Here is a 19,427-nt window from a genome sequence, read left to right on the forward strand (position 1 = left end):
GTCATGGCAATTAACCATCAAATGAGAATTATTTTTGACGTCAGGGCGTGCTGACGTGCAATTCACGGCCCAGATGACTGACCAGCCAGGCCACGCTGTCGGCGTTACCCAACTGTACGGTCAGCCTGACCAGCGGGTTTTTCTTGAACGTTTCGCGGGCTCCGCTCAGGTTTTCCGCGCCGGTCAACGCCAGAATACGGTCCTTTATGCGATCGGATTCCTCGTAGGAGGTGCTGCCCGGATCTTCCCACACACCGGTATCAGGATCCTGGCTCATGAACAGCCGGGTATAGGGGGTCTGGATCGAGAGCGCCGTTTTCTGCACGTTGGCCAAGGCGCGTTTGAGTTCAGCCGCGAGGGGGGAGGCTGTTCCAATCAGATCGGTGAACGGTCTGCCGGGGTCGAGATAAGAAATGTCCTCGGTATGACAGGCCATGTGCGACAACTCATGAATCAAAGTCACCGCCCGTGCATGGGTGTCGATCGGAAAGGCCGCGTCGGTCAGGTGTTGGCGGTAGTGGTCGAATCCAGGATTGAAGAATTTTTCTGCAAGGTGAATTCTCCGGTTTGTGTCGTTCGCCACGATGAAGGCGAAGGTGTTTTGTGCGTCTTCGGTCAGCCTGCCGACGGCAAAACGACTGGACTTCGGCTTCCTCAGTGATGGCTCCAGCAACGCTGCAAAAAGGTCGCCGATGACTTTTTCAATCTGCTCGACATGCGCGGGCAGCACGTGCTGCACACCGAGGAAATCCATGATGAGTTGATGCACGGGCGTGACGGTATCGTCGGAGGACTTGAGCAGTTGCAGGTTTCGATAGCTGTTCCAGGCATAGGTGGTGGCCAGGTCCAGCGCTTCGTCAATCTGACGGGCCTTCTGCGGAAACAGTCGACGGATACGGGACATGCCCATGGCATCGACGTTCATGCCGTCAAAAACCGATATTGCAGTATCGACCCGTCCAAACAGACTGAAGCGAGGTGCCGATTCTCGCCCATCAAGCAGCCATTGCTTCGATTCGTTCTGGCGCAGATGAGGGCCCAGCGTGTGGGTGTCGCCGATGCGCCAGCGGTTGCCGCGCTTGATGACTGGAAACACCTTTCCCTCAACCGGCCCGTAGTGTTGTTTTGTCGTCGGGTGGGTGTACAGCCCAAGCGTTGCGTCTGATGTCAGCGAACCCAGATCGACATTGATGCTTTCGTGGCGCTTGAGCTGCGTGCGTTCGGGCCCTGTGACGTCGATGTCTCGCCATTTGAGCCGGGTATCGGGTTGTTCCGGTGCCGGTAGGGCCGGTGTCGACGACAGCAGCGTTGAATCCCCCAGTGTTTGGCGCAGCGTGGAGAGTTCGGCCATGCCGCTGATGAACTCTTTGATGGCGGCCCCCCATTTATGGGTTTGCAGGTCTTCGGCGGATTGCTTGATGTCGCGGTAACTGCGCCATACCGTTTCCGGGTAGGCGAGTTTGCCCATGAAAAATGTATAGGCCTCGTGCAGGTCTTCGCCCAGCACATGTTTGATGGTTGCCCATTCGCCCTGTTTTTGGTCATCGGACTGGCAACCGAGCAATCGGCCCAGCAAGGCGGCGTTGTCATTGAGCAGGTGTTTGAACAGATTCCCCTTGATCGGATGAGAGGCCAGTGTGGTGGTACTCGACGACGCGGTACTGGCAACGCGGTGATGGGTGGTCGCCATCCGGGTTTCCAGCAGCGTCCGGTCAGGGTTCTGCAAATTCAGGAGCAGCCAGTCGAGCAGCGGTCCGCGGGTCTTCAGTTCTGTCAGCAGTTGAACTTCATTTTCATACTCTTTGACCCCGTGTCCAGGGCTGTGAGGCGCAATCAGCACTTGGGGTGCAGTGCGATCCGCCGTTGAGCCGATCAGATAAACACCGGGCACTTTGATCGATTGGTCCTGCTTGATACCGAGGAACTCAAGCGGACGGATGATTGCATGGGCACCGTCGACCGTTACGCGGGCGATGGCGTCAGGCATGTCCATGACTTGCCGGATCAGGTCAAACCCGGTCTCGCTCAGACGCTCCTGGAGTTTTTCCCCGTGGGCGTAGTGCATCAACTGCCAGGGCAATTGTGTGTAGAAACGCTTCCTGCGGTCTGCGTTCGCCGGGGTGTCCGCCAGGGCTTCGCTCACTAATTTCTGCTGATGCTCGCCCGGTTTCAGGTTGCGGATCAGGTCTTTGATGTAGCGTTCGTCCATGCCCTCGGGAATCACGGTGCTATCAAGCGATACCAGCTTGAAATGCAGCTGATCCAGCGTCTTGAGGTGAGTCAAGGCAAAGTCGGTCAGGGTTTGAGTGTGGGCCGCCGATGTCGGTCGGGCACTGACGTGCACCTGGACGTTGTCCGGGTTGATGTTGAAGTCGTCTGCCTTGAGTTGTTTTTCAAGTTCGTGGTGTGCCGTGCGTTGCAGTGACCGTATGCCGCTCAGGTAATCCTGGTCGTCCTTAACGTTGTTGCGGTATTGCTCAAGCAGCTCGGCATGCACAATCAGTTCTATGACGGACGCCTGGGCCAGCCATGCCGGCAGTTTTTGTCGGGTCGTCAGTGACCGCGCAATGTCGATGGCGCGGTCGAGACCTGTCATTGGCTTTCGCAGCGAGACGAGGTTCAGGAGATGGGTCAGCGGCGTGACGGAGAGCTTTGTCGCCAGCGCATCGGTCAGAAACGCCGGGTTCAGGTGCACATAGGGTTTTTGCAGATAATCAAGAAAGTGCCCATAAACCCGCTGCAGGGGCGCCAACGTGTAGGTCTTGCCAGGCAAGCGCTCGTTGCGGCCAAGGTTCTCCAGCAGCGTTGAGCGATGGTTGACGTCGGCAACGCGTCGACCGAGTTCGGTCAGCAACGGGGTTAACGCCTTGAAGGCTTCAAACCCCAACGCGGGTGTCCACAAAATCGCCTTGCCCGAATGCACAGGGTCCTGGCCGCCTCGTTCAGTCAGCACAAAACAACTGGCCAGTTTCAACGGCTCCGTCGCGTCGCCGGTTTTCAGCGCCAGGGAAAACACGTCCGGCAAAAAACCGTTCAATGCCGCTCTTTGCAGATGTATCGGGCTATCGAGCACGGTTTTGATGATCACCTGTTCTGTCGTACCCAACGTGCGCGATACGGCTCGCAGCTTCAGTTCACTGCGCAATGCCGTTGACAGCGTGTGAGTAAACGTCGATTGCAAACTCGCCACGGACGACCCCAGGACGCGTTCCGCATCGTCGATCGTGCGGGTTGCCGTGGAGATGGCCGGGTGTTTTTCAAGGCGTTCATCGAGTGCCTGCTCGACAGAATCGAGCAGCGACAACTCCTCTTTGGCCGACTCGGCGCGCACGGTGGCCGGTTGCCCGCCGCCGCGCCGATCAACCCGTGTACTCCAGCGTCCTGAAGGGTCAGAGGCCAGCAGACGGTCATCGATCAATCCCCGGACATCCAGGGCGCTGTCGAGCAAGGCATGGGGGTCGAGCGTACCTTCACTTTCGCGCAAGCGGCTCAGCGCGTGGGACAGGTTGTCCCGTTGCTTGCCAAGGATGTCGGCCATCAACTGTGTGAACACCGGGCCGATCACCGGTTTGCCATCAATCAGGCGCTCAACCGGCTCCAACGCAAGAAAGGTGGCGCGTTCGTCCAGCGACATGAAGTTGAGCAAGGTGTCTTCATGCCCTTCGGCTTTCATCATCTCCAGCACGATCTTTTTGACCGCCGACAGATGGCTCGTCGCTTCGATACCTCGGGAGGGGGAGTACAGAAAACCCAGGGTGTTGGTGCCCCCGATCATCAGAGTCGAGGCCAGCTCGGCAAAATGCCTGAAGGGCGCGGTTACGCGTATTTTCTCGATACGAAGCGGATCGTGCGCGTCGGGCGGGAGGCTGACGTTCATCAGTCGCAGGTATTCCTGCGTGGTTAAAATGCCGTTCTGGCGCTGGAGCAGGAGCTTCAGGTGAAAGGTGTCGCGCAAACCCTCGGTGAAAAAGGCAAAGCGGGAGAGGCCTGTGCTCATGGGCGTGTTCCAGAACACGTCGAGCAGGCTGTGCAAGTGCGGCGTGAAGCTTTGCGCGATTTCTTTCACTGCGCTTTCCCACGTCTGGTTATCAGCGTCGCTGCTCACGCTGTGCTCGGGATGGGTGAAGACCCTTGAATCGCCGGTCGGCCAATGGTTGGTCAGGTAGAAGTGCAGGAGTGCATCGCTCAGGGGGATCGAGGAAATCGTGTGCAGGTCTTCGCTGCCGTCGAAGGCTGAAACCGTCTTCACGAAGCTCTTGAGGCGGGTCAGGCGCTGGTCCAGCGTGGGGAATGCCTTGTGCAACGCATGCTTGAGGGTGTCGTCCAGCATCGATTGCAGGGTTGGCGTCTTGAGCAGCTCAGCCTTCATCGCCTTGATGTTCTGTTCCTGATTGTGATCGAGGGTCAGTTGCTGGTCCTGGAACACCGCGCCTTCGATGTCTTTCGTAGCAATGTCAGGAACGGTGGCGGCGGGTAAAGCGCAGCGTTGTTCAATGGAGAGAAAGCGCAGCAGCTCGCGCTTGCCAGTGGCCTGCGCCAGCCATTCCTTGAGTTTGCTTTTGAGGTCGGCCATGTCCGCGAACTTGATCAGACCCTTCCACGGTGTGTAGAGCGTGACCTCTCCATCGTCTGGCCGGCTCAGGGCAAAGGCACCCGTCAATGGAATGTCCGCTTTGCCCGTTACCTTCAGCAACAGTTGGCAGGCCTGCATGGACTCTTTTTGCGCAACGCGGGCAGCGTTGGTGGCCAGATAAACGTGCTTCAGCCATTTCAGGTCGTCGAGGGTAAAGTTCAGCGCATTTTCGCGCTCACCGGGGTGCCTGGCATTGGCTGCGCGTTCGGCCTCGTCGAAAAAATAGGGCTCTACGGGTTCAGTCATGGTTTTTCCTCATTGGCTGCGATCAGCGGCCATCGCAGGCTATTGGTTGAGGAAAAACATTAAGGTCAGCGGAGCGCTTCGGTGCGGTACATATTGCTTGAGCCGAACAGGCGCTCGAGACTTGACAGGACGCCGGTACAACAGCGCTTAATCGACGTCTGCTGTTGGTTGCCGAGCAACCTCGTTTCCCCTGGTGCCCGTATTCAATAATAAAACTGGAGCTTCAGATGACCGCAACGCCCGAAGTGGCCGTCAGTTCGACCACCCCATCGCTCGATTTCGACGCGCTCGTTCTATTGCTTGAGCAAATTTTCGTGCGCCACGGCACCTCCGCCGATGTCGCCAAGACCCTGGCGCTCAACTGCGCTGGCGCTGAACGCGATGGCGCCCACAGCCATGGCGTGTTTCGTATTCCAGGTTACGTCTCGACACTCAAGAGCGGCTGGGTCAATGGCCAGGCCGTGCCCGTGGTCGAGGACGTTGCCTCGGGGTTTGTCCGGGTCGACGCGGCTAATGGTTTTGCCCAACCCGCGCTTGCGGCCGCCCGGGCTCTGCTGGTGGAAAAAGCTCGCAGCGCCGGGATCGCGGTGCTGGCGATTCGTAACTCCCACCATTTCGCGGCGCTATGGCCGGATGTCGAGCCTTTTGCCTATGAAGGGCTGGTGGCGTTGAGTGTGGTCAACAGCATGACCTGTGTGGTGCCACACGGCGCCGACCGCCCCCTGTTCGGCACCAACCCGATCGCCTTCGCCGCACCCCGGGCTGACGGTGAGCCGATTGTCTTTGACCTGGCCACCAGCGCCATTGCCCATGGCGATGTGCAGATTGCCGCGCAAAAAGGTGAGCGCTTGCCGGCGGGCATGGGCGTGGACAGCCTTGGCCAGCCGACTCAGGATCCGAAGGCGATCCTGGAGGGTGGCGCATTGCTGCCGTTTGGTGGGCACAAGGGTTCAGCATTGTCGATGATGGTCGAACTGTTGGCAGCGGCCCTGACGGGCGGTAACTTCTCCTTCGAGTTCGATTGGAAGAATCATCCCGGGGCCAAAACACCGTGGACCGGCCAGCTGCTGATCGTGATCGACCCGAGCAAGGCCGCCGGGCAGAATTTCGCCGAGCGCAGCCAGGAACTGGTGCGGCAGATGCACGGCGTGGGGCTCAAGCGCCTGCCGGGTGATCGACGTCACCACCAGCGAGCCCAGTCCAACGCTCACGGTATCGAACTGAATGCTCAAACATTGACGAACTTGCGAGCACTGGCAGGGCTCTGAGACCTGAGCAAAACACAGGCATGAAAAAAGCTTGATGTCGATCCGTTAAGGCGTGAACACCGCAATTCTTGTGGGAGCGGGCATGAAAAAGGCGAGCTCAATGCTCGCCTTTTTGCTGTGTTGCCGTTGAAGCGGGATCGTTTAACGACGGCCCAGCAACAACCCGACCACCAGGCCGAATCCGGCAGAGATCGCTACGGTTTGCCATGGATGGCCTCCGATGTAGGTCTCGGTCGCGTCGACCACCGGTTTGGTACGGTCACGAACACTGCTGACCGAATCCCGGGCTTGCTGGAGTTTCTGGGCGATTTGCCCGCGAAGGGTCTCTGCTTCCTCACCCACCAGAGAAGCGCTGCTTTTGAGCAGTTTTTCCGACTCTTCGATCAGGGATTGAAGTTCGCTGAATGCCTGATCCTTGATCTGGTCTTCGGCAACTTGTGCGGCGGTTTTCCGGGCCATTGGGTACTCCTTGCAGGTAAATGGGCAGTGAACAATGGAGTCTGCGACGACTGAAAAAGTTGCAGCGAATTTGCGCATTGACTGTACGCCGAGGAAAAATCCCGAGTCGGACATTTCGTCCTACAGTGTAAGATGTCGCCTATTTTACGCAGCAGGTAATTCCCATGAGCTTCAATCTGGCCGACAAACCCCTGGCTGAGCGCGCCGCGCTTGAAGATGAGAAATCCCGTCTGTTCGACCTGTGGCAAAGCAACCTTGGCAAATCCAAGGGCGAGGCTGCACGGTTGTTTGGCGAACGTGCCAAGCGCAAAGGCAAATGGGCTGAATGGGTTCGCGCCGAACTCGATGGCATGTCGCCCCCGGAGTTTGCAAACATGGTGCGCAGCGAAGTGAACCGCTTGATGGCCGCCAAGTAAGGCCCGCCTCAGGCAAAACTTGCGACAATGGCCTCGCGCACTTTTAATACCACCGGATCGAGCTGCGTGTTGGTGCGCCAGCCGAGTTCGATCGGGTAGCGCGGTAACGCCAAAGGGCAGGGCAGCAGCGCCAGGCCGCAGAGCGCCGCGATGCTTTGAGCGGCGTGGGCCGGAATGGTCGCCACCGCCTGGCTGCCCTTGAGCAAGTGCGGCAACGCCGCAAAGTGGGTGGTCGAGGCGCACACCCGCCGACTCAGCCCCAGCGCCGCCAACCCCTCATCGGTGATCCCGATAAAGCCACCGGACGACACCAGAATGTGCTCGCGGGCGACGAACTCCTCAAGCGTGAGGCTCTGTTGCCCCGGGGCCAGGCTGAGTGGGTCCACCAGGCACAGATAACCGCCTTCACCCAGCACCTGACGACTGAGCAATCGCTCGCTGAACCCGCCCGCCGTGATTGCCAGATCAATGCTGCGCTCCATCAACGCCTGGGCGACGATCTGGCTGTGGGTTTGCCGAAAGATCAGGCGCAACTTCGGTGCACTGCGCGCAATCGTCTCGATCAATCGCCGTCCGTAGGCCACCTCGAAATCATCCGACAACCCTACCGTGACCGAACGCCCGTCGTAATGATTGGCCGCCGGATCGACCATCGCCAGGCTCTGACGGCATTTGTTCAGCGCATCGCTCACTACCGGTTTCAACTGATTGGCCTTGAGCGTCGGCGCCAGGCCACGGCCGGTGCGCACGAACAATTGATCGCCATACAACTCGCGTAGCCGCCGCAGCGCCGAGCTGACGGCCGATTGCGTCACGCCCAGGCGCAACGCCGCACGGCTGGCGCTGGACTCTTCATGCAGCGCTTCGAAAACTTTGAGCAGGTTGAGGTCAACGGTGGCGATATTCATTTGGTTCATATCATTCAGCAGTGAGTCGGGCTTTATTCATGATCCCGTGGCGCAGGAGAATGGGCAACACCTCAATGCTTTCGGAGTGACCGTCATGCCCAAGTCCATTGTTGCAGCGTTGCAAATCGGCGCCTTGCCCGGCGGCAAGGCCGAGACCCTTGAACAGATCCTTGCCTGGGAAAACGCAATTATCGAATCCGGCGCCGCGCTGGTGGTCATGCCCGAAGCGTTGCTCGGTGGTTACCCCAAAGGCGAGGGCTTTGGCACGCAACTGGGCTACCGTTTGCCGGAAGGTCGCGAAGCGTTTGCCCGCTATTTTGCCAACGCCATCGACGTGCCCGGGGCCGAAACCGACGCCCTGGCCGGGCTGTCAGCGCGCACCGGGGCCAACCTGGTAATCGGCGTGATCGAGCGTGCTGGCAGCACGTTGCATTGCACGGCGCTGTATTTCGATCCGCAGGCCGGGCTGGTCGCCAAGCACCGCAAACTGATGCCCACGGGCACCGAGCGATTGATCTGGGGCAAGGGGGATGGCTCGACGTTGCCGGTGATCGACAGCCAGGTCGGGCGAATCGGCGCGGTGGTGTGCTGGGAAAACATGATGCCGCTGCTGCGCACTGCGATGTACGCCAAAGGCATCGAGGTCTGGTGCGCGCCGACCGTGGATGAGCGCGAGATGTGGCAGGTCAGCATGCGCCACATCGCCCATGAAGGCCGCTGCTTCGTGGTCAGTGCATGTCAGGTTCAGGACTCACCGCAAGCCTTGGGCGTGGAGATTGCCAACTGGCCGGCGGATCGACCGCTGATTGCGGGCGGCAGCGTGATTGTCGGGCCTATGGGAGACATTCTGGCGGGGCCGCTGCGTAACGAGGCCGGGTTGCTCACCGCTGAAATCGACACTGACGATTTGGTCCGCGCGCGGTATGACTTCGATGTCGTCGGTCACTACGCGCGCCCCGATGTGTTCGAGTTGACCGTCGATGAACGGCCTAAACCGGGTGTTCGCTTCACCTCATGACCCTCCTGCGGGAGCGATGGGGTCGATCACAAATCTCCCGGCCGGCCAGGAACCCTGTGGGAGCGAGCTTGCTCGCGATGAGGCCGGCACATCCCACATTGATGTCGCTGGACACATCGCTATCGCGAGCGAGCTCGCTCCCACAATGGGATCTTCAGCGTTGCTGGTCCTTCGGTATTACCGCGTTCCGGCGGTCGCCCCCGGCAAGCTCAGTTTTCCGGTGTCCACAAATCGCATCGTGCCGAACAAGCCGCCCGCCAGTTTGCCGCGTAATACGTAGGGAAGATTATTCAGCGTTTGTGTCTGGCTCAGCCCCAACGTCTGGCGTAACACCGAGAACGCCGAGACGCTCACCGGCACGGTCAGTACGGTTTCGGAAAAGCGTGCAATCGAGCCCGACTGATCGCTGACGCCAGACGCCAGCGGCTGGCCATTCACTTCCAGGTCCAGCGCCACGCCGTCGTAGTCGATCGGCGTTTCGTTGGGGTTCTGCACGCGGATTTTCACGGCAAAGCGCACTTCCATGTCCTGGCTTTGCAGCGGCTCGATGCCGACCACGTTGATGTTTAACGGATCGCGATGGGGGAAGAGGGCGCAGGCGCTCAGGGAGAGCAACAGCAGGGAAAGGATGACGGCGTGGACGCTGCGCATGTAGACGCTCTCATAAAGAATAGGGCTGAACCGCCACCGGCTCAGCCCTCGAGCCTTTCTAGCGATTCAACTGTGCGACCGCCGCAGGTCGTGCGGGTTCACCCTTGGCCGGGACATCGGGGTTTTCCATGACCTGCAAGATCGAAGCTTCCGGGTCGAAATCATCCTCTTCCAGCTCGATGAACTCCTCGGGCAGGAAGATGTTCAGCACGATAGCGCACAACGCCCCGACGGTGATCGGCGATTCGAAGATGTTGTGCAGCGCCTTCGGCAACTCGCGCAACACTTCTGGCACCGCCGCGACACCCAGCCCCATGCCGATGGAAATCGCCACGATCAGCATGTTGCGCCGATGCAGGCCGGCTTCGGCGAGGATCTTGATGCCGGCCACCGCCACGGTGCCGAACATCACCAGCTCAGCGCCGCCGAGCACCGGTTTGGGCATCAATTGCAGCACCGCGCCGATCATCGGGAACAGCCCCAGCAACACCAGCAGGCCGGCGATGAAGAATGCCACGTAACGGCTGGCCACGCCGGTGAGTTGGATCACGCCGTTGTTTTGCGCGAAGGTCACCATCGGCATGCTGTTGAACACCGCCGCCATGGCCGAGTTCAGGCCGTCAGCCAGCAGGCCGGACTTGATCCGGCGGATGTAGATCGGCCCCTTGACCGGCTGCCGGGAAATCATCGAGTTGGCGGTCAGGTCACCGGCGGCTTCCAGCGGCGACACCAGGAAAATCACCGCCACCGGCACAAACGCCACCCAATCGAAATTGAAGCCGTACTTGAACGGCACCGGCACGCTCATCAGCGGCACGTCGGGCAGGCTGGCGAAATTGACGTCGCCCATCAGCCAGGCCACGACGTAACCCAGCGTCAGGCCAATGACAATCGCCCCCAGGCGCAGAAAGGGCACATCGACCCGGTTCAGCACCACGATCGTGCCGAGTACCAACGCCGCCAACGTCAGATGACTGGCCGCGCCCAGGTCCGCTGCGCCGAAGCCGCCGGCGATGTCGGTCATCGCGACCTTGATCAGCGAAAGGCCCATCAGGGTAATGATGGTGCCGGTCACCACGGGTGTGATCAGCATCCGCAGCTTGCCGATGAACTGGCTCAACACCACTTCGATAAACGCCGCGAAAAAGCACACGCCGAAGATCGTCGAGAGGATTTCATCGGTGCCGCCACCCCGGGCCTTGACCATGAACCCGGCGCTGAGGATCACGCTGATGAACGAGAAACTGGTGCCTTGCAAGCACAACAGGCCCGAACCGATCGGGCCGAACCGACGCGCCTGAACAAAGGTGCCCAGGCCCGAGACAAACAGCGCCATGCTGATCAGGTACGGCACTTCGCTTTGCAGACCGAGTGCCCCGCCCATGATCAGGGTGGGCGTGATGATGCCGACAAAACTCGCCAGTACATGTTGCAGGGCGGCGAAGACTGTGGCGGTGAGGTGAGGACGATCGTTGAGGCCGTAGATCAGATCGGAGCGGGGCTGGGGTTTTGCGTGTTCGGATGAGGTCACGAGGAAAGCGCCAGGGGACGGGTCAAAAAATGGAGGCGCAGGATGCCAGCAGCGGGCACGGAGGGCAAACGATACACACGGAACCTGTGGCGAGGCAGCTTGCTCCCGCACGGCTGCGCAACAGTCGCAAGACAGACACAACACCGCGTCAGCCGAATTGAGGTCCGCTTCGCGGCCCAACGGCAGCAAGCTCTCTCGCCACAGGTCGGTGCGTGCTCATTCAAACGCCGCGAGCAGGTCTTCTTCAAAGGCTTTCTGCGCATCCCCCGGCACCTGCGCACGATGGCGCGCCAGGTGAAATGCCACATCAAAACTCAGGTCATCCCGGCGCACAGCACGCAGCAAGCCTTTTTCTTCCCAGCTACGGGCGAAATGATCGGGCAAATAGCCCACATGCTTGCCGGACAGGATGAAGGCGAGGGTGCCTTCGACCTGCTCGGACCGAGCTGAACATAATTTGCCTTGAAACGGCTCGTCACTGCGCAGAAAGCGATAGGGATGATCGACCCGGTCGCACGCCTGCAATGCCAGATCGTCCGGCGCATCGTCGGTGTACAACGGATGCCCGGGGGCGCAGTACAGGTGCTGGGTTTCGCTGAACAGTTCGCGGTAGTCAAACGCGCTTTGCACCTGGGAGAAATAACCGATCGCCAAATCCAGTCGTTGTTGCAGCAGCAGGCGTTCCATTTCGCCGGGCATGGCGCTCATCAACTCGATGCGCACCGATTCGTCCCGCTCGCGAAACCGCCGGATCGCATCGGCCACTTTTTGCAGCACCGATTGATCGAGGGCTTCGGACAAGCCCAGGCGCACTTCGCCGATCAACCGACCCGCCACCCCATTGGATTGATGGCGGAACGCTTCGATGGATTCAAACAGTCCACGCGTCGCGCTCAGCAGCTGTTCGCCCTTGGGCGTGACGCGGAATCCACCCTTGCCGCGACTGCACAAACGATAGCCGAGCCGGGTTTCGAGTCTGGCCATTTGCTGGCTGATGCTCGACTGGCTCAAACCCAGCTCACCTTGCGCCGCGCTGAACCCGCCGCACTCGACCACGCGGACAAACAAGCGCAGCAGTTGCAGGTCGAGGTCGTGGAGTTGACCGAGCATCAAACATTACTCCGCAATAAAGTCAGGTTAACAAACTTGATATTTCGCCAATGTATCCGAGGGCGCACGCTGCAACCACTTCCTCTGGTCAGGTGTTCGTCATGGCTCCCGTATTCAAACTGTGTTTACCCGCGCTGTTTATCGCCATGGCCACGTCGGCCCAGGCGGAGGAAAAAACCCTCAACCTCTACAGTTGGGCCGATTACGTGGCGCCTGAAACTTTGCAGCGTTTCGAAAAGGAAACCGGCATTCACGTGCGTTACGACACGTTCGACTCCTCGGAAGTGCTGGAAACCAAACTGCTCACCGGCGGCAGTGGCTATGACGTGGTGGTGCCGTCCTCCAGCGTGCTGGCCCGTGGTCTGGCGGCTGGTGCGCTGAAGGAAATTCCTCACGAAGGGCTCAAGGGCTACGCCAACCTTGACCCGGACCTTCTGGAAAAACTGGCGGCCGTCGACCCCGGCAATCGTTATGGCGTGCCGTATACCTGGGGCACGCTGGGGCTGGGGATGAACGTCGAGGCGGTGCAAAAACGCTTGCCGGATGTGCCGCTCAACAGCCTGGACCTGCTGTTCAAGCCGCAATACGCCAGCAAGCTGAAGGACTGCGGCATCGCGATTCTCGATTCGCCACAGGAAGTGATTGGCCTGGCGTTGCACTATCTCGGTAAAGATCCCTACAGCACCGACAAGGCAGATCTGACCGCCGCCGAGGCGTTGTTGCATCAACTGCAGCCCAATGTGCTGTACGTCGCCACCGGACGGCAGATCAGTGATCTGGCCAACGGCAGCGTGTGCCTCGCCTTGACCTACAACGGCGACGCCAGCATGGCCGCCGACCAGGCGCGCAAGGCCAACAAACCCTTCGAAGTGGCCTACCGGATTCCGAAGGAAGGCACGCTGGTCTGGCAGGACAACCTGGCGATTCCCAAGGACGCGCCGCACCCCGAAGCGGCCCGGGTGTTCATCGAGTTCATGCTGCGCCCCGAGTCCGTCGCGGCGCTGACCAACACCCTGTTCTTTGCCACGGCCAACGCGGCAGCGACGCCGCTGGTGGACGAAGCCGTGCGGACCGACCCGGACATCTACCCCCTGGCCGACACCCGCGAACGGCTGTACGCCGACCGCAGCATGAGCCTCAAGGACATGCGCTCGCGCACTCGCCTGTGGACCACTTTCCGTAGCCGCCAATAAAAAACAAGGAGATATCCATGGACGTCCCGATGCAAAACGATCAGGCCATGACCCGCGACAGCCTCTTTGGTACTGCCGCCGAAAGTACCTACGCCGGTATCACCAGTTTCATGCGTCGTCGCTACAGCCGTGATTTGCGCGGCGTCGACGTGGTGGTCAGCGGTGTGCCGTTCGACACTGCCACCAGTAACCGTCCCGGTGCGCGATTCGGCCCGCGTGGCATTCGTGCCGCGTCGACCGGCATCGCCTGGGAACGTCACTGGCCATGGACGTTTGACCCGTTCGATCATCTGGCGGTCATTGACTACGGTGATTGCGCCTTCGATTACGGCTCGCCGCACTCGGTGCCGGAAAGTATCGAAGCCCACGCCGAGCACATCCTGAACGGCGGTTGCGCGATGCTGACCTTCGGCGGTGACCACTTCATCAGTTATCCGCTGCTCAAGGCCCATGCGCGCAAACATGGTCCGCTGTCGTTGATTCACTTCGACGCCCACAGCGACACCTGGCCGGACGAAGAGGGCAAGCGCGTCGACCACGGGACGATGTTCTGGCACGCGGCCAAGGAAGGCCTGGTGGATCCGTCGCGCTCGGTGCAGATCGGTTTGCGCACCACCAATGATGATCACCAGGGCTTCCAGGTACTGGATGCGCGGCAAGTACATCGACAAGGGTGTGAGGCGATTGTCGAGGCGATTCGTGCGCGAGTGGGGGATAACCCGGTGTACCTGACGTTCGACATCGATTGCCTCGACCCGGCGTTCGCACCGGGCACCGGAACGCCGGTGTGTGGTGGTTTGAGTACGGTGCAGGCGCTGGAGATTCTCGGCGGGTTACGCGGGATCAATCTGGTGGGGATGGACGTGGTGGAAGTCGCGCCGGCCTACGACCATGCGGACATTACCTCATTGGCAGCGGCGACATTGGCGATGGAGATGCTGTGCCTGTATGCGGCCAGACACAAAATAGACCGGTAAAACACCATCCCAAATGTAGGAGCGAGCCTGCTCGCGATAGCGGATTTACATTCAACATCATCGCTGAATGTAATGACCTCATCGCGAGCAGGCTCGCTCCCACATTGTGATCAGCGTCAGGCCACTGGAATGATTGGCAGGTCGAGGGTTTCAGCCCCGGTATACCGCGCCGCCGAACCGGCAATCGTTTCATGCGGCACACCCTTCGGCACGTCACTGACCCCATCAAGCCGCGACAATTGCTCCGCGCTCAATTGCACGGTCAACGCGCCCAATGTTGCATCCAGTTGCTCACGAGTGCGCGAGCCCAGAATCGGGATCAGCGCCGTCGTCGAGCGCTTGGCCTTTTCCCGCAGCCAGGCAATGGCCACGTGGGTCGGCGTAGCTTCAAGCTCCGCCGCCACTGCGAGCAAGGTGTCGAGCAGGGCGGTTTCGTGGGCGCTTTTCTCGGTGTGGATCAGCACGCCGAGTTTGGCGGCGCGGTTGTTGTCATCATTGCTGCGGTACTTGCCTGTGAGAAACCCGCCACCTAACGGCGACCAGATCGTAGCCGCCAGCCCCAATGCTTCGGCCATCGGTAGCAACTCACGTTCGGCGGTGCGTTCGGCCAGGCTGTATTCGGCCTGAATCGCTGCAATCGGCGCAAAACCACGGACTTCGGCCAATACGTCGGCACGGGCGATGCGCCACGCTGGGAAGTTCGACAGCCCGGCGTAGTGAATCTTGCCGGCACGCACCAGGTCGTCGAAGCCACGCAGGATCTCTTCCATCGGTGTCACGCCGTCACTGATGTGCGCCCAGAACAGGTCGATGTGATCGGTGTTGAGTCGTTTCAGGCTTTCCTCTACGGCACGAACCATGTTCTTGCGGCTGTTGCCGGTGTGGGAAATGCCCGCGGCTGGCGTGGTGCCCATGGTGTATTTGGTGGCGATGACCAGGCGATCGCGTTCAGGCGCGATGAACTCGCTGAGCATGGCTTCCGACTGGCCGGCCTGATAACCGTTGGCGGTGTCGATGAAGTTGCCGCCGGCTTCCAGGTAACCGTCGAAAATGCGCTTGGCTTCATCACGCTCGGCGCCATGCCCCCAACCGGTGCCGAAATTACCGGCGCCCAGCGCCAGTTCCGAAACCCGCAAGCCGGTTTTGCGGCCGAAGACTTTGTAATGCATGAGGTAACTCCTGAAGAACGACGCCGGGGGTAATTTAAATGTCTAGCAACATGTATTTAATATGATGCGAGTAATATGGCCCGTCAAGACGCTTTTTCATTCAGGGCAAAAGGGCCGACCGCCGGGGCATTGTTATTCACTCTAGACATGGTCAGTCGGGCCATTACCTGTGGCGAGGGAGCTTGCTCCCGCTTGAGTGCGCAGCATTCACAAAATCTTCATTGTTGTTACATATTGGGACCGCTACGCAGCCCAGCGGGAGCAAGCGCCCTCGCCACAAAGGTGTGCCGGAGTGTCCGCACAGCATGACGACAGCCAGTGCTTTGCTCCTGCCAATTTCTGACAGCCGCCTCTGCTAAGCTCCGACGACTTTTCAGGAAAGAGCCTGCCGATCGTGTCGCGTACCACTCGTTTACTCACGTTGTTGCAAGTGCTGCGGGGTAAAAGTCGTCCGGCCACGGCCGCGACGCTCGCCGGGGAATTGCAGATTTCCGAACGCACGCTGTACCGCGACATCGCCGAGTTGACGGCGCTGGGCGCACCGATCTTCGGCGAAGCAGGGGTCGGCTACGTGTTGCGCAGCGGGTTGTTCCTGCCACCTTTGATGCTCAATGCCGACGAAACCGAAGCCATCGTGCTCGGATTGCGTTACGTCGATCAGCGTGGCGACGAGGTCTTGAGCAAAGCCGCGGCCGATGCCCTGGCGAAGATTGCCGCCGTGTTGGCCCCTGAAGCTCAGGATGCATTGCGCAACCCGACGGTGCTGCCGGGCCCGCGCGGCTATGGATATCCGCAAAATGCCGTGCCGTTGAACGTGTTTCGCCAGGCGATTCGCGATCAATCCAAGCTGAACATCGATTATGCGGACGCTCAACAGGTGCCCAGTCAGCGACTGATCTGGCCATTGGCGCTGGGCTTTCTCAATGAAGTGCGGATCATTGTCGCCTGGTGTGAATTGCGCAGTGCCTACCGCACGTTTCGCACTGACCGGATCTCGGCCGCTCAAGAGCAGGGCGAGCGTTATCCGGGGCGGCGCAGCGATCTGCTGCGCACCTGGCGCAAGCACATGCAACTGGATGAAGCCGGGCGTTTCACTCCTGACAAGAACTGACACAGACCTGTTCTAGCATGGCTCCAGAATCGATCAACAAGGAGCCGCACCCATGTCCAATCCAGCCTCTTCACTGGCGCCCGCCATCGCCGCCTACATTGCCGCCGCCAATGCCCGCGACACCTCGCGGGTCGGCAGTTTTTTTGCCGAGGACGCCAACGTGTTCGATGAGGGCCAGCACCGGATCGGCACGCAAGCCATCGCCCAGTGGATGCAAGACACCGCGCAACGTTATGAACCCCGGGTCGAAGTGCTCGGCGTTCAGCAGCGCACCGGCAAAGTCCTGGTGCATAACCTGATTTCCGGGACCTTTCCCGGCAGTCCGCTGGAACTGCGCTACATGTTCCGCCTCAATGAGCAGGGCAAGATCGCCCGGCTGGACATCTCTCTGTAAACCCTAGCGCATGGCATACTGCCGCGCATGAATGTCGACTCTCCCCTAAGCGCCTGGCAACACGCCATCGAACAGAAGGGCTTCGTCCAGGACGAAGCCCAGGAACATGCCGTGTGGGCGCTGCAAAAATGCCACGAAGCCCTGCATGAAGGGCGCACGCCGATCACCGGTGTTTACCTTTGGGGGCCGGTCGGGCGGGGCAAGACCTGGTTGATGGACCAGTTCTACCAAAACCTCAAGGTCCCGGCCCGACGCCAACACTTTCACCACTTCATGGGTTGGGTGCATCAGCGCTCGTTCCAGCTGACCGGCACCGCCGACCCGTTGAAGGCGCTGGCCCGTGAGCTGAGCGAAGAAGTGCGGGTGCTGTGTTTCGATGAGTTGTTCGTCAACGACATCGGTGATGCAATCATTCTCGGGCGTTTGTTTCAGGTGATGTTCGAGCAGGGCGTGGTGGTGGTCTGTACCTCCAATCAACCGCCGGACCAGCTGTACGCCGATGGCTTCAACCGCGACCGTTTCGTGCCCGCCATCGAGGCGATCAAAAAGCACATGCAAGTGATCGCGGTGGATGGCGGCGAAGACCATCGCCTGCATCCTGGCGCGGGTCTGCAGCGGTATTGGGTGGCGGCGCCCGGGCAACCCAGCGCGCTCGGTGGCGTGTTCAACGCGTTGACCGCAGGCCAGCCCACGTCCAGCGATCCGATCACGGTCGGTTACCGCTCGATTAACGTGGTGCAGGCCAGTTCGACGGTGCTCTGGTGCCGTTACGCCGACCTGTGCGAACAACCGTTCGCCGCCATGGACTTCATGGCGCTGTGCGACACGTTCAGCGCTATTCTGTTGAGTGAAGTGCCAAATCTGAGCGCACAGAAACGCGAAGGACGCATCGCCCGAGGCACGGAAGACGGTGCCGAGCGGGTAGTGGCCGGTGATCGCGAGCTGCCGCAATTGTCGGTGCATGACGACGGTGTCCGGCGTTTCATTGCTCTGGTGGACGAGTGCTACGACCGCAAGGTGCCGCTGTACCTCGAAGCGCAGGTGCCGATGGCGGCGTTGTACACCGAGGGTTATCTGGAATTCCCGTTCCGCCGCACCTTAAGCCGTTTACAGGAAATGCAGCTGCAACGTTTCGCCGAAGCCTGATGGCTGGGAGCCGCGAATATGAATCAGCCTCTGTCTCATCATTTGCTGACCATGGCGTATCAGAATGCCTGGGCGAATTATCGACTCGCCAAAGCCTGGAATCAGCTGAGCCCGGCGGAACTGGCGGCACCGCGAGTGAGCTTCTTCCCCAGCCTCATTGCCACCCTCAACCACATCCTGACGTGCGACTGGTTTTACGTGGATGCGCTGGAGCGGGAGTTGCGCGGGGACGATCCGCATCCTGATTGTTATGTGTTTTTCACCGAGGACGAACCGTTCGCGGCGGCCGTCGAGCTGCAACGTGAACAAGCGCATGTCGATCGTCGCCTGATCGCCTACTGCGAACAATTGCGCGACGCCGACCTGGAGCGAATCGTGACCATTGCCCGGGACACGCCGCAACATGACAGCCGTTTGCGCCTGCTGTCGCACCTGTTCGAGCACCAGCTTCATCATCGCGGTCAGGTTCACGCCATGCTCAGCGACACCTCAGTCAAACCGCCGCAACTGGACGAGTTTTTCTGCGCCGGTGAATCGCAGCTGAGGGCCGAGGATTTTGCCGAATTGGGCTGGACCGAAACGCTGATCTGGGGCGTTTGAGGCAGGTTCGGGTTGTCGCCGATTGCGCCTCGCGATAATGTCCGTCGACCTCCCGGCGCGAGCGACGCGCAGGGACAACTTGATGGGACGTTGACGATGGGAATGGAATCCGCAGAAATTCTGGTGCTTCAGGCCAGCTATACCAACACGTTGCATGCCGAGGCGATCGGTGTGGTGCTCAATGCCTACGCCGAAGACCCGATGGGCGGCGGGCAGCCATTGCCCGAAGACATCCTGCGTCAACTGCCGGCGGAACTGGCCAAGCGTCCTCATGCGTTCAGCGTATTGGCGTTTGTCGGTGGCGCGCCGGCCGGGCTGGTCAATTGCTTTGAAGGTTTCTCGACGTTTGCCTGTCGGCCGCTGGTCAACGTGCACGATGTGGCGGTGATGCCGAAGTTTCGCGGCCTGGGGTTGAGTCAGAAAATGCTGCAAAAGGTAGAAGACATAGCCCGGCAACGCGGCTGCTGCAAGATCACCCTGGAAGTCCTCGAAGGCAATGCCGTCGCGCAGGCGTCTTATGGCAAGTTCGGATTTGCCCCCGGCATGTTCGACCCGGCTCATGGCCAAATGCTGTTCTGGACCAAGGACCTTTAACGC

At 60.1% G+C, this 19,427-nt stretch carries 17 protein-coding genes; 10 read left to right on the forward strand and 7 right to left on the reverse strand.

All coding sequences use genetic code 11. From position 1 onward, the window contains the following. Positions 1-40: 40 nt before the first annotated feature. A complete protein-coding gene (locus tag K0F88_RS03440) occupies positions 41-4,879 on the reverse strand; it encodes a dermonecrotic toxin domain-containing protein (protein ID WP_094467334.1) in 4,839 nt (1,612 codons plus the stop codon). A 227-nt stretch (positions 4,880-5,106) separates the two neighbouring features. Here K0F88_RS03440 and K0F88_RS03445 point away from each other — a divergent pair, with 227 nt between their 5' ends. After that, complete coding sequence (locus K0F88_RS03445) at positions 5,107-6,147, forward strand: Ldh family oxidoreductase (protein ID WP_219094000.1); 1,041 nt, start codon at positions 5,107-5,109, stop codon at positions 6,145-6,147. A 141-nt stretch (positions 6,148-6,288) separates the two neighbouring features. Here K0F88_RS03445 and K0F88_RS03450 read toward each other — a convergent pair whose 3' ends face one another. Further along, a complete protein-coding gene (locus tag K0F88_RS03450; protein ID WP_094467336.1) occupies positions 6,289-6,606 on the reverse strand; it encodes a YqjD family protein in 318 nt (105 codons plus the stop codon). Positions 6,607-6,770: 164 nt separating this feature from the next. Between K0F88_RS03450 and K0F88_RS03455 the strand changes: the two genes are divergently transcribed. After that, positions 6,771-7,022, forward strand: a complete 252-nt coding sequence (locus tag K0F88_RS03455; RefSeq protein ID WP_008155229.1) for a hypothetical protein — start codon at positions 6,771-6,773, stop codon at positions 7,020-7,022. 8 nt (positions 7,023-7,030) lie between these two features. Here the strand turns inward: K0F88_RS03455 and K0F88_RS03460 are convergent, their stop codons facing one another. After that, the gene (locus K0F88_RS03460) at positions 7,031-7,939 is read right to left on the reverse strand and encodes a LysR family transcriptional regulator (RefSeq protein ID WP_219094002.1); all 909 of its coding nucleotides are present in this window, start codon (positions 7,937-7,939) and stop codon (positions 7,031-7,033) included. Positions 7,940-8,024: 85 nt separating this feature from the next. On the opposite strand from K0F88_RS03460, the gene K0F88_RS03465 reads away from it, so the two are divergent. Further along, complete coding sequence (locus K0F88_RS03465; protein ID WP_219094004.1) at positions 8,025-8,948, forward strand: carbon-nitrogen hydrolase family protein; 924 nt, start codon at positions 8,025-8,027, stop codon at positions 8,946-8,948. 177 nt (positions 8,949-9,125) lie between these two features. Here the strand turns inward: K0F88_RS03465 and K0F88_RS03470 are convergent, their stop codons facing one another. The 3 genes from K0F88_RS03470 to K0F88_RS03480 all read right to left on the reverse strand — a co-directional run bounded on the left by K0F88_RS03470 (position 9,126) and on the right by K0F88_RS03480 (position 12,240). Further along, the gene (locus K0F88_RS03470) at positions 9,126-9,599 is read right to left on the reverse strand and encodes an LEA type 2 family protein (RefSeq protein WP_219094006.1); all 474 of its coding nucleotides are present in this window, start codon (positions 9,597-9,599) and stop codon (positions 9,126-9,128) included. A 58-nt stretch (positions 9,600-9,657) separates the two neighbouring features. Beyond that, entirely contained in the window at positions 9,658-11,130 is a 1,473-nt protein-coding gene (locus tag K0F88_RS03475) for a nucleobase:cation symporter-2 family protein (protein ID WP_219094008.1), read from the reverse strand. Between the two features lie 216 nt (positions 11,131-11,346). Beyond that, a complete protein-coding gene (locus K0F88_RS03480; protein WP_094467345.1) occupies positions 11,347-12,240 on the reverse strand; it encodes a LysR family transcriptional regulator in 894 nt (297 codons plus the stop codon). Between the two features lie 101 nt (positions 12,241-12,341). Between K0F88_RS03480 and K0F88_RS03485 the strand changes: the two genes are divergently transcribed. Both K0F88_RS03485 and speB read left to right on the forward strand, forming a co-directional pair. Next, complete coding sequence (locus K0F88_RS03485) at positions 12,342-13,433, forward strand: polyamine ABC transporter substrate-binding protein (RefSeq protein ID WP_094467346.1); 1,092 nt, start codon at positions 12,342-12,344, stop codon at positions 13,431-13,433. Between the two features lie 17 nt (positions 13,434-13,450). Continuing rightward, entirely contained in the window at positions 13,451-14,410 is a 960-nt protein-coding gene (speB, locus tag K0F88_RS03490) for an agmatinase (protein WP_094467347.1), read from the forward strand. 116 nt (positions 14,411-14,526) lie between these two features. Here speB and K0F88_RS03495 read toward each other — a convergent pair whose 3' ends face one another. Further along, on the reverse strand, positions 14,527-15,579 hold the full coding sequence (locus K0F88_RS03495; RefSeq protein ID WP_094467348.1) for an aldo/keto reductase: 1,053 nt from the start codon (positions 15,577-15,579) through the stop codon (positions 14,527-14,529). Positions 15,580-15,973: 394 nt separating this feature from the next. Between K0F88_RS03495 and K0F88_RS03500 the strand changes: the two genes are divergently transcribed. The 5 genes from K0F88_RS03500 (at position 15,974) to K0F88_RS03520 (ending at position 19,424) form a co-directional block, all read left to right on the forward strand. Beyond that, positions 15,974-16,690, forward strand: a complete 717-nt coding sequence (locus K0F88_RS03500) for a YafY family protein (RefSeq protein WP_219094010.1) — start codon at positions 15,974-15,976, stop codon at positions 16,688-16,690. Positions 16,691-16,742: 52 nt separating this feature from the next. After that, complete coding sequence (locus K0F88_RS03505; protein WP_094467350.1) at positions 16,743-17,084, forward strand: nuclear transport factor 2 family protein; 342 nt, start codon at positions 16,743-16,745, stop codon at positions 17,082-17,084. Positions 17,085-17,111: 27 nt separating this feature from the next. Continuing rightward, a complete protein-coding gene (zapE, locus tag K0F88_RS03510) occupies positions 17,112-18,230 on the forward strand; it encodes a cell division protein ZapE (RefSeq protein ID WP_219094012.1) in 1,119 nt (372 codons plus the stop codon). An 18-nt stretch (positions 18,231-18,248) separates the two neighbouring features. After that, a complete protein-coding gene (locus tag K0F88_RS03515; RefSeq protein WP_094467352.1) occupies positions 18,249-18,830 on the forward strand; it encodes a DinB family protein in 582 nt (193 codons plus the stop codon). A gap of 102 nt (positions 18,831-18,932) precedes the next feature. Further along, positions 18,933-19,424, forward strand: coding sequence for a GNAT family N-acetyltransferase (locus K0F88_RS03520; RefSeq protein ID WP_219094014.1), 492 nt, complete (start codon positions 18,933-18,935; stop codon positions 19,422-19,424). Positions 19,425-19,427: the final 3 nt, after the last annotated feature.

The sequence above is a fragment of the Pseudomonas sp. UMAB-40 genome (assembly GCF_900095275.1).
In the GTDB taxonomy this organism is placed as follows: Bacteria; Pseudomonadota; Gammaproteobacteria; order Pseudomonadales; family Pseudomonadaceae; genus Aquipseudomonas; species Aquipseudomonas mandelii_B.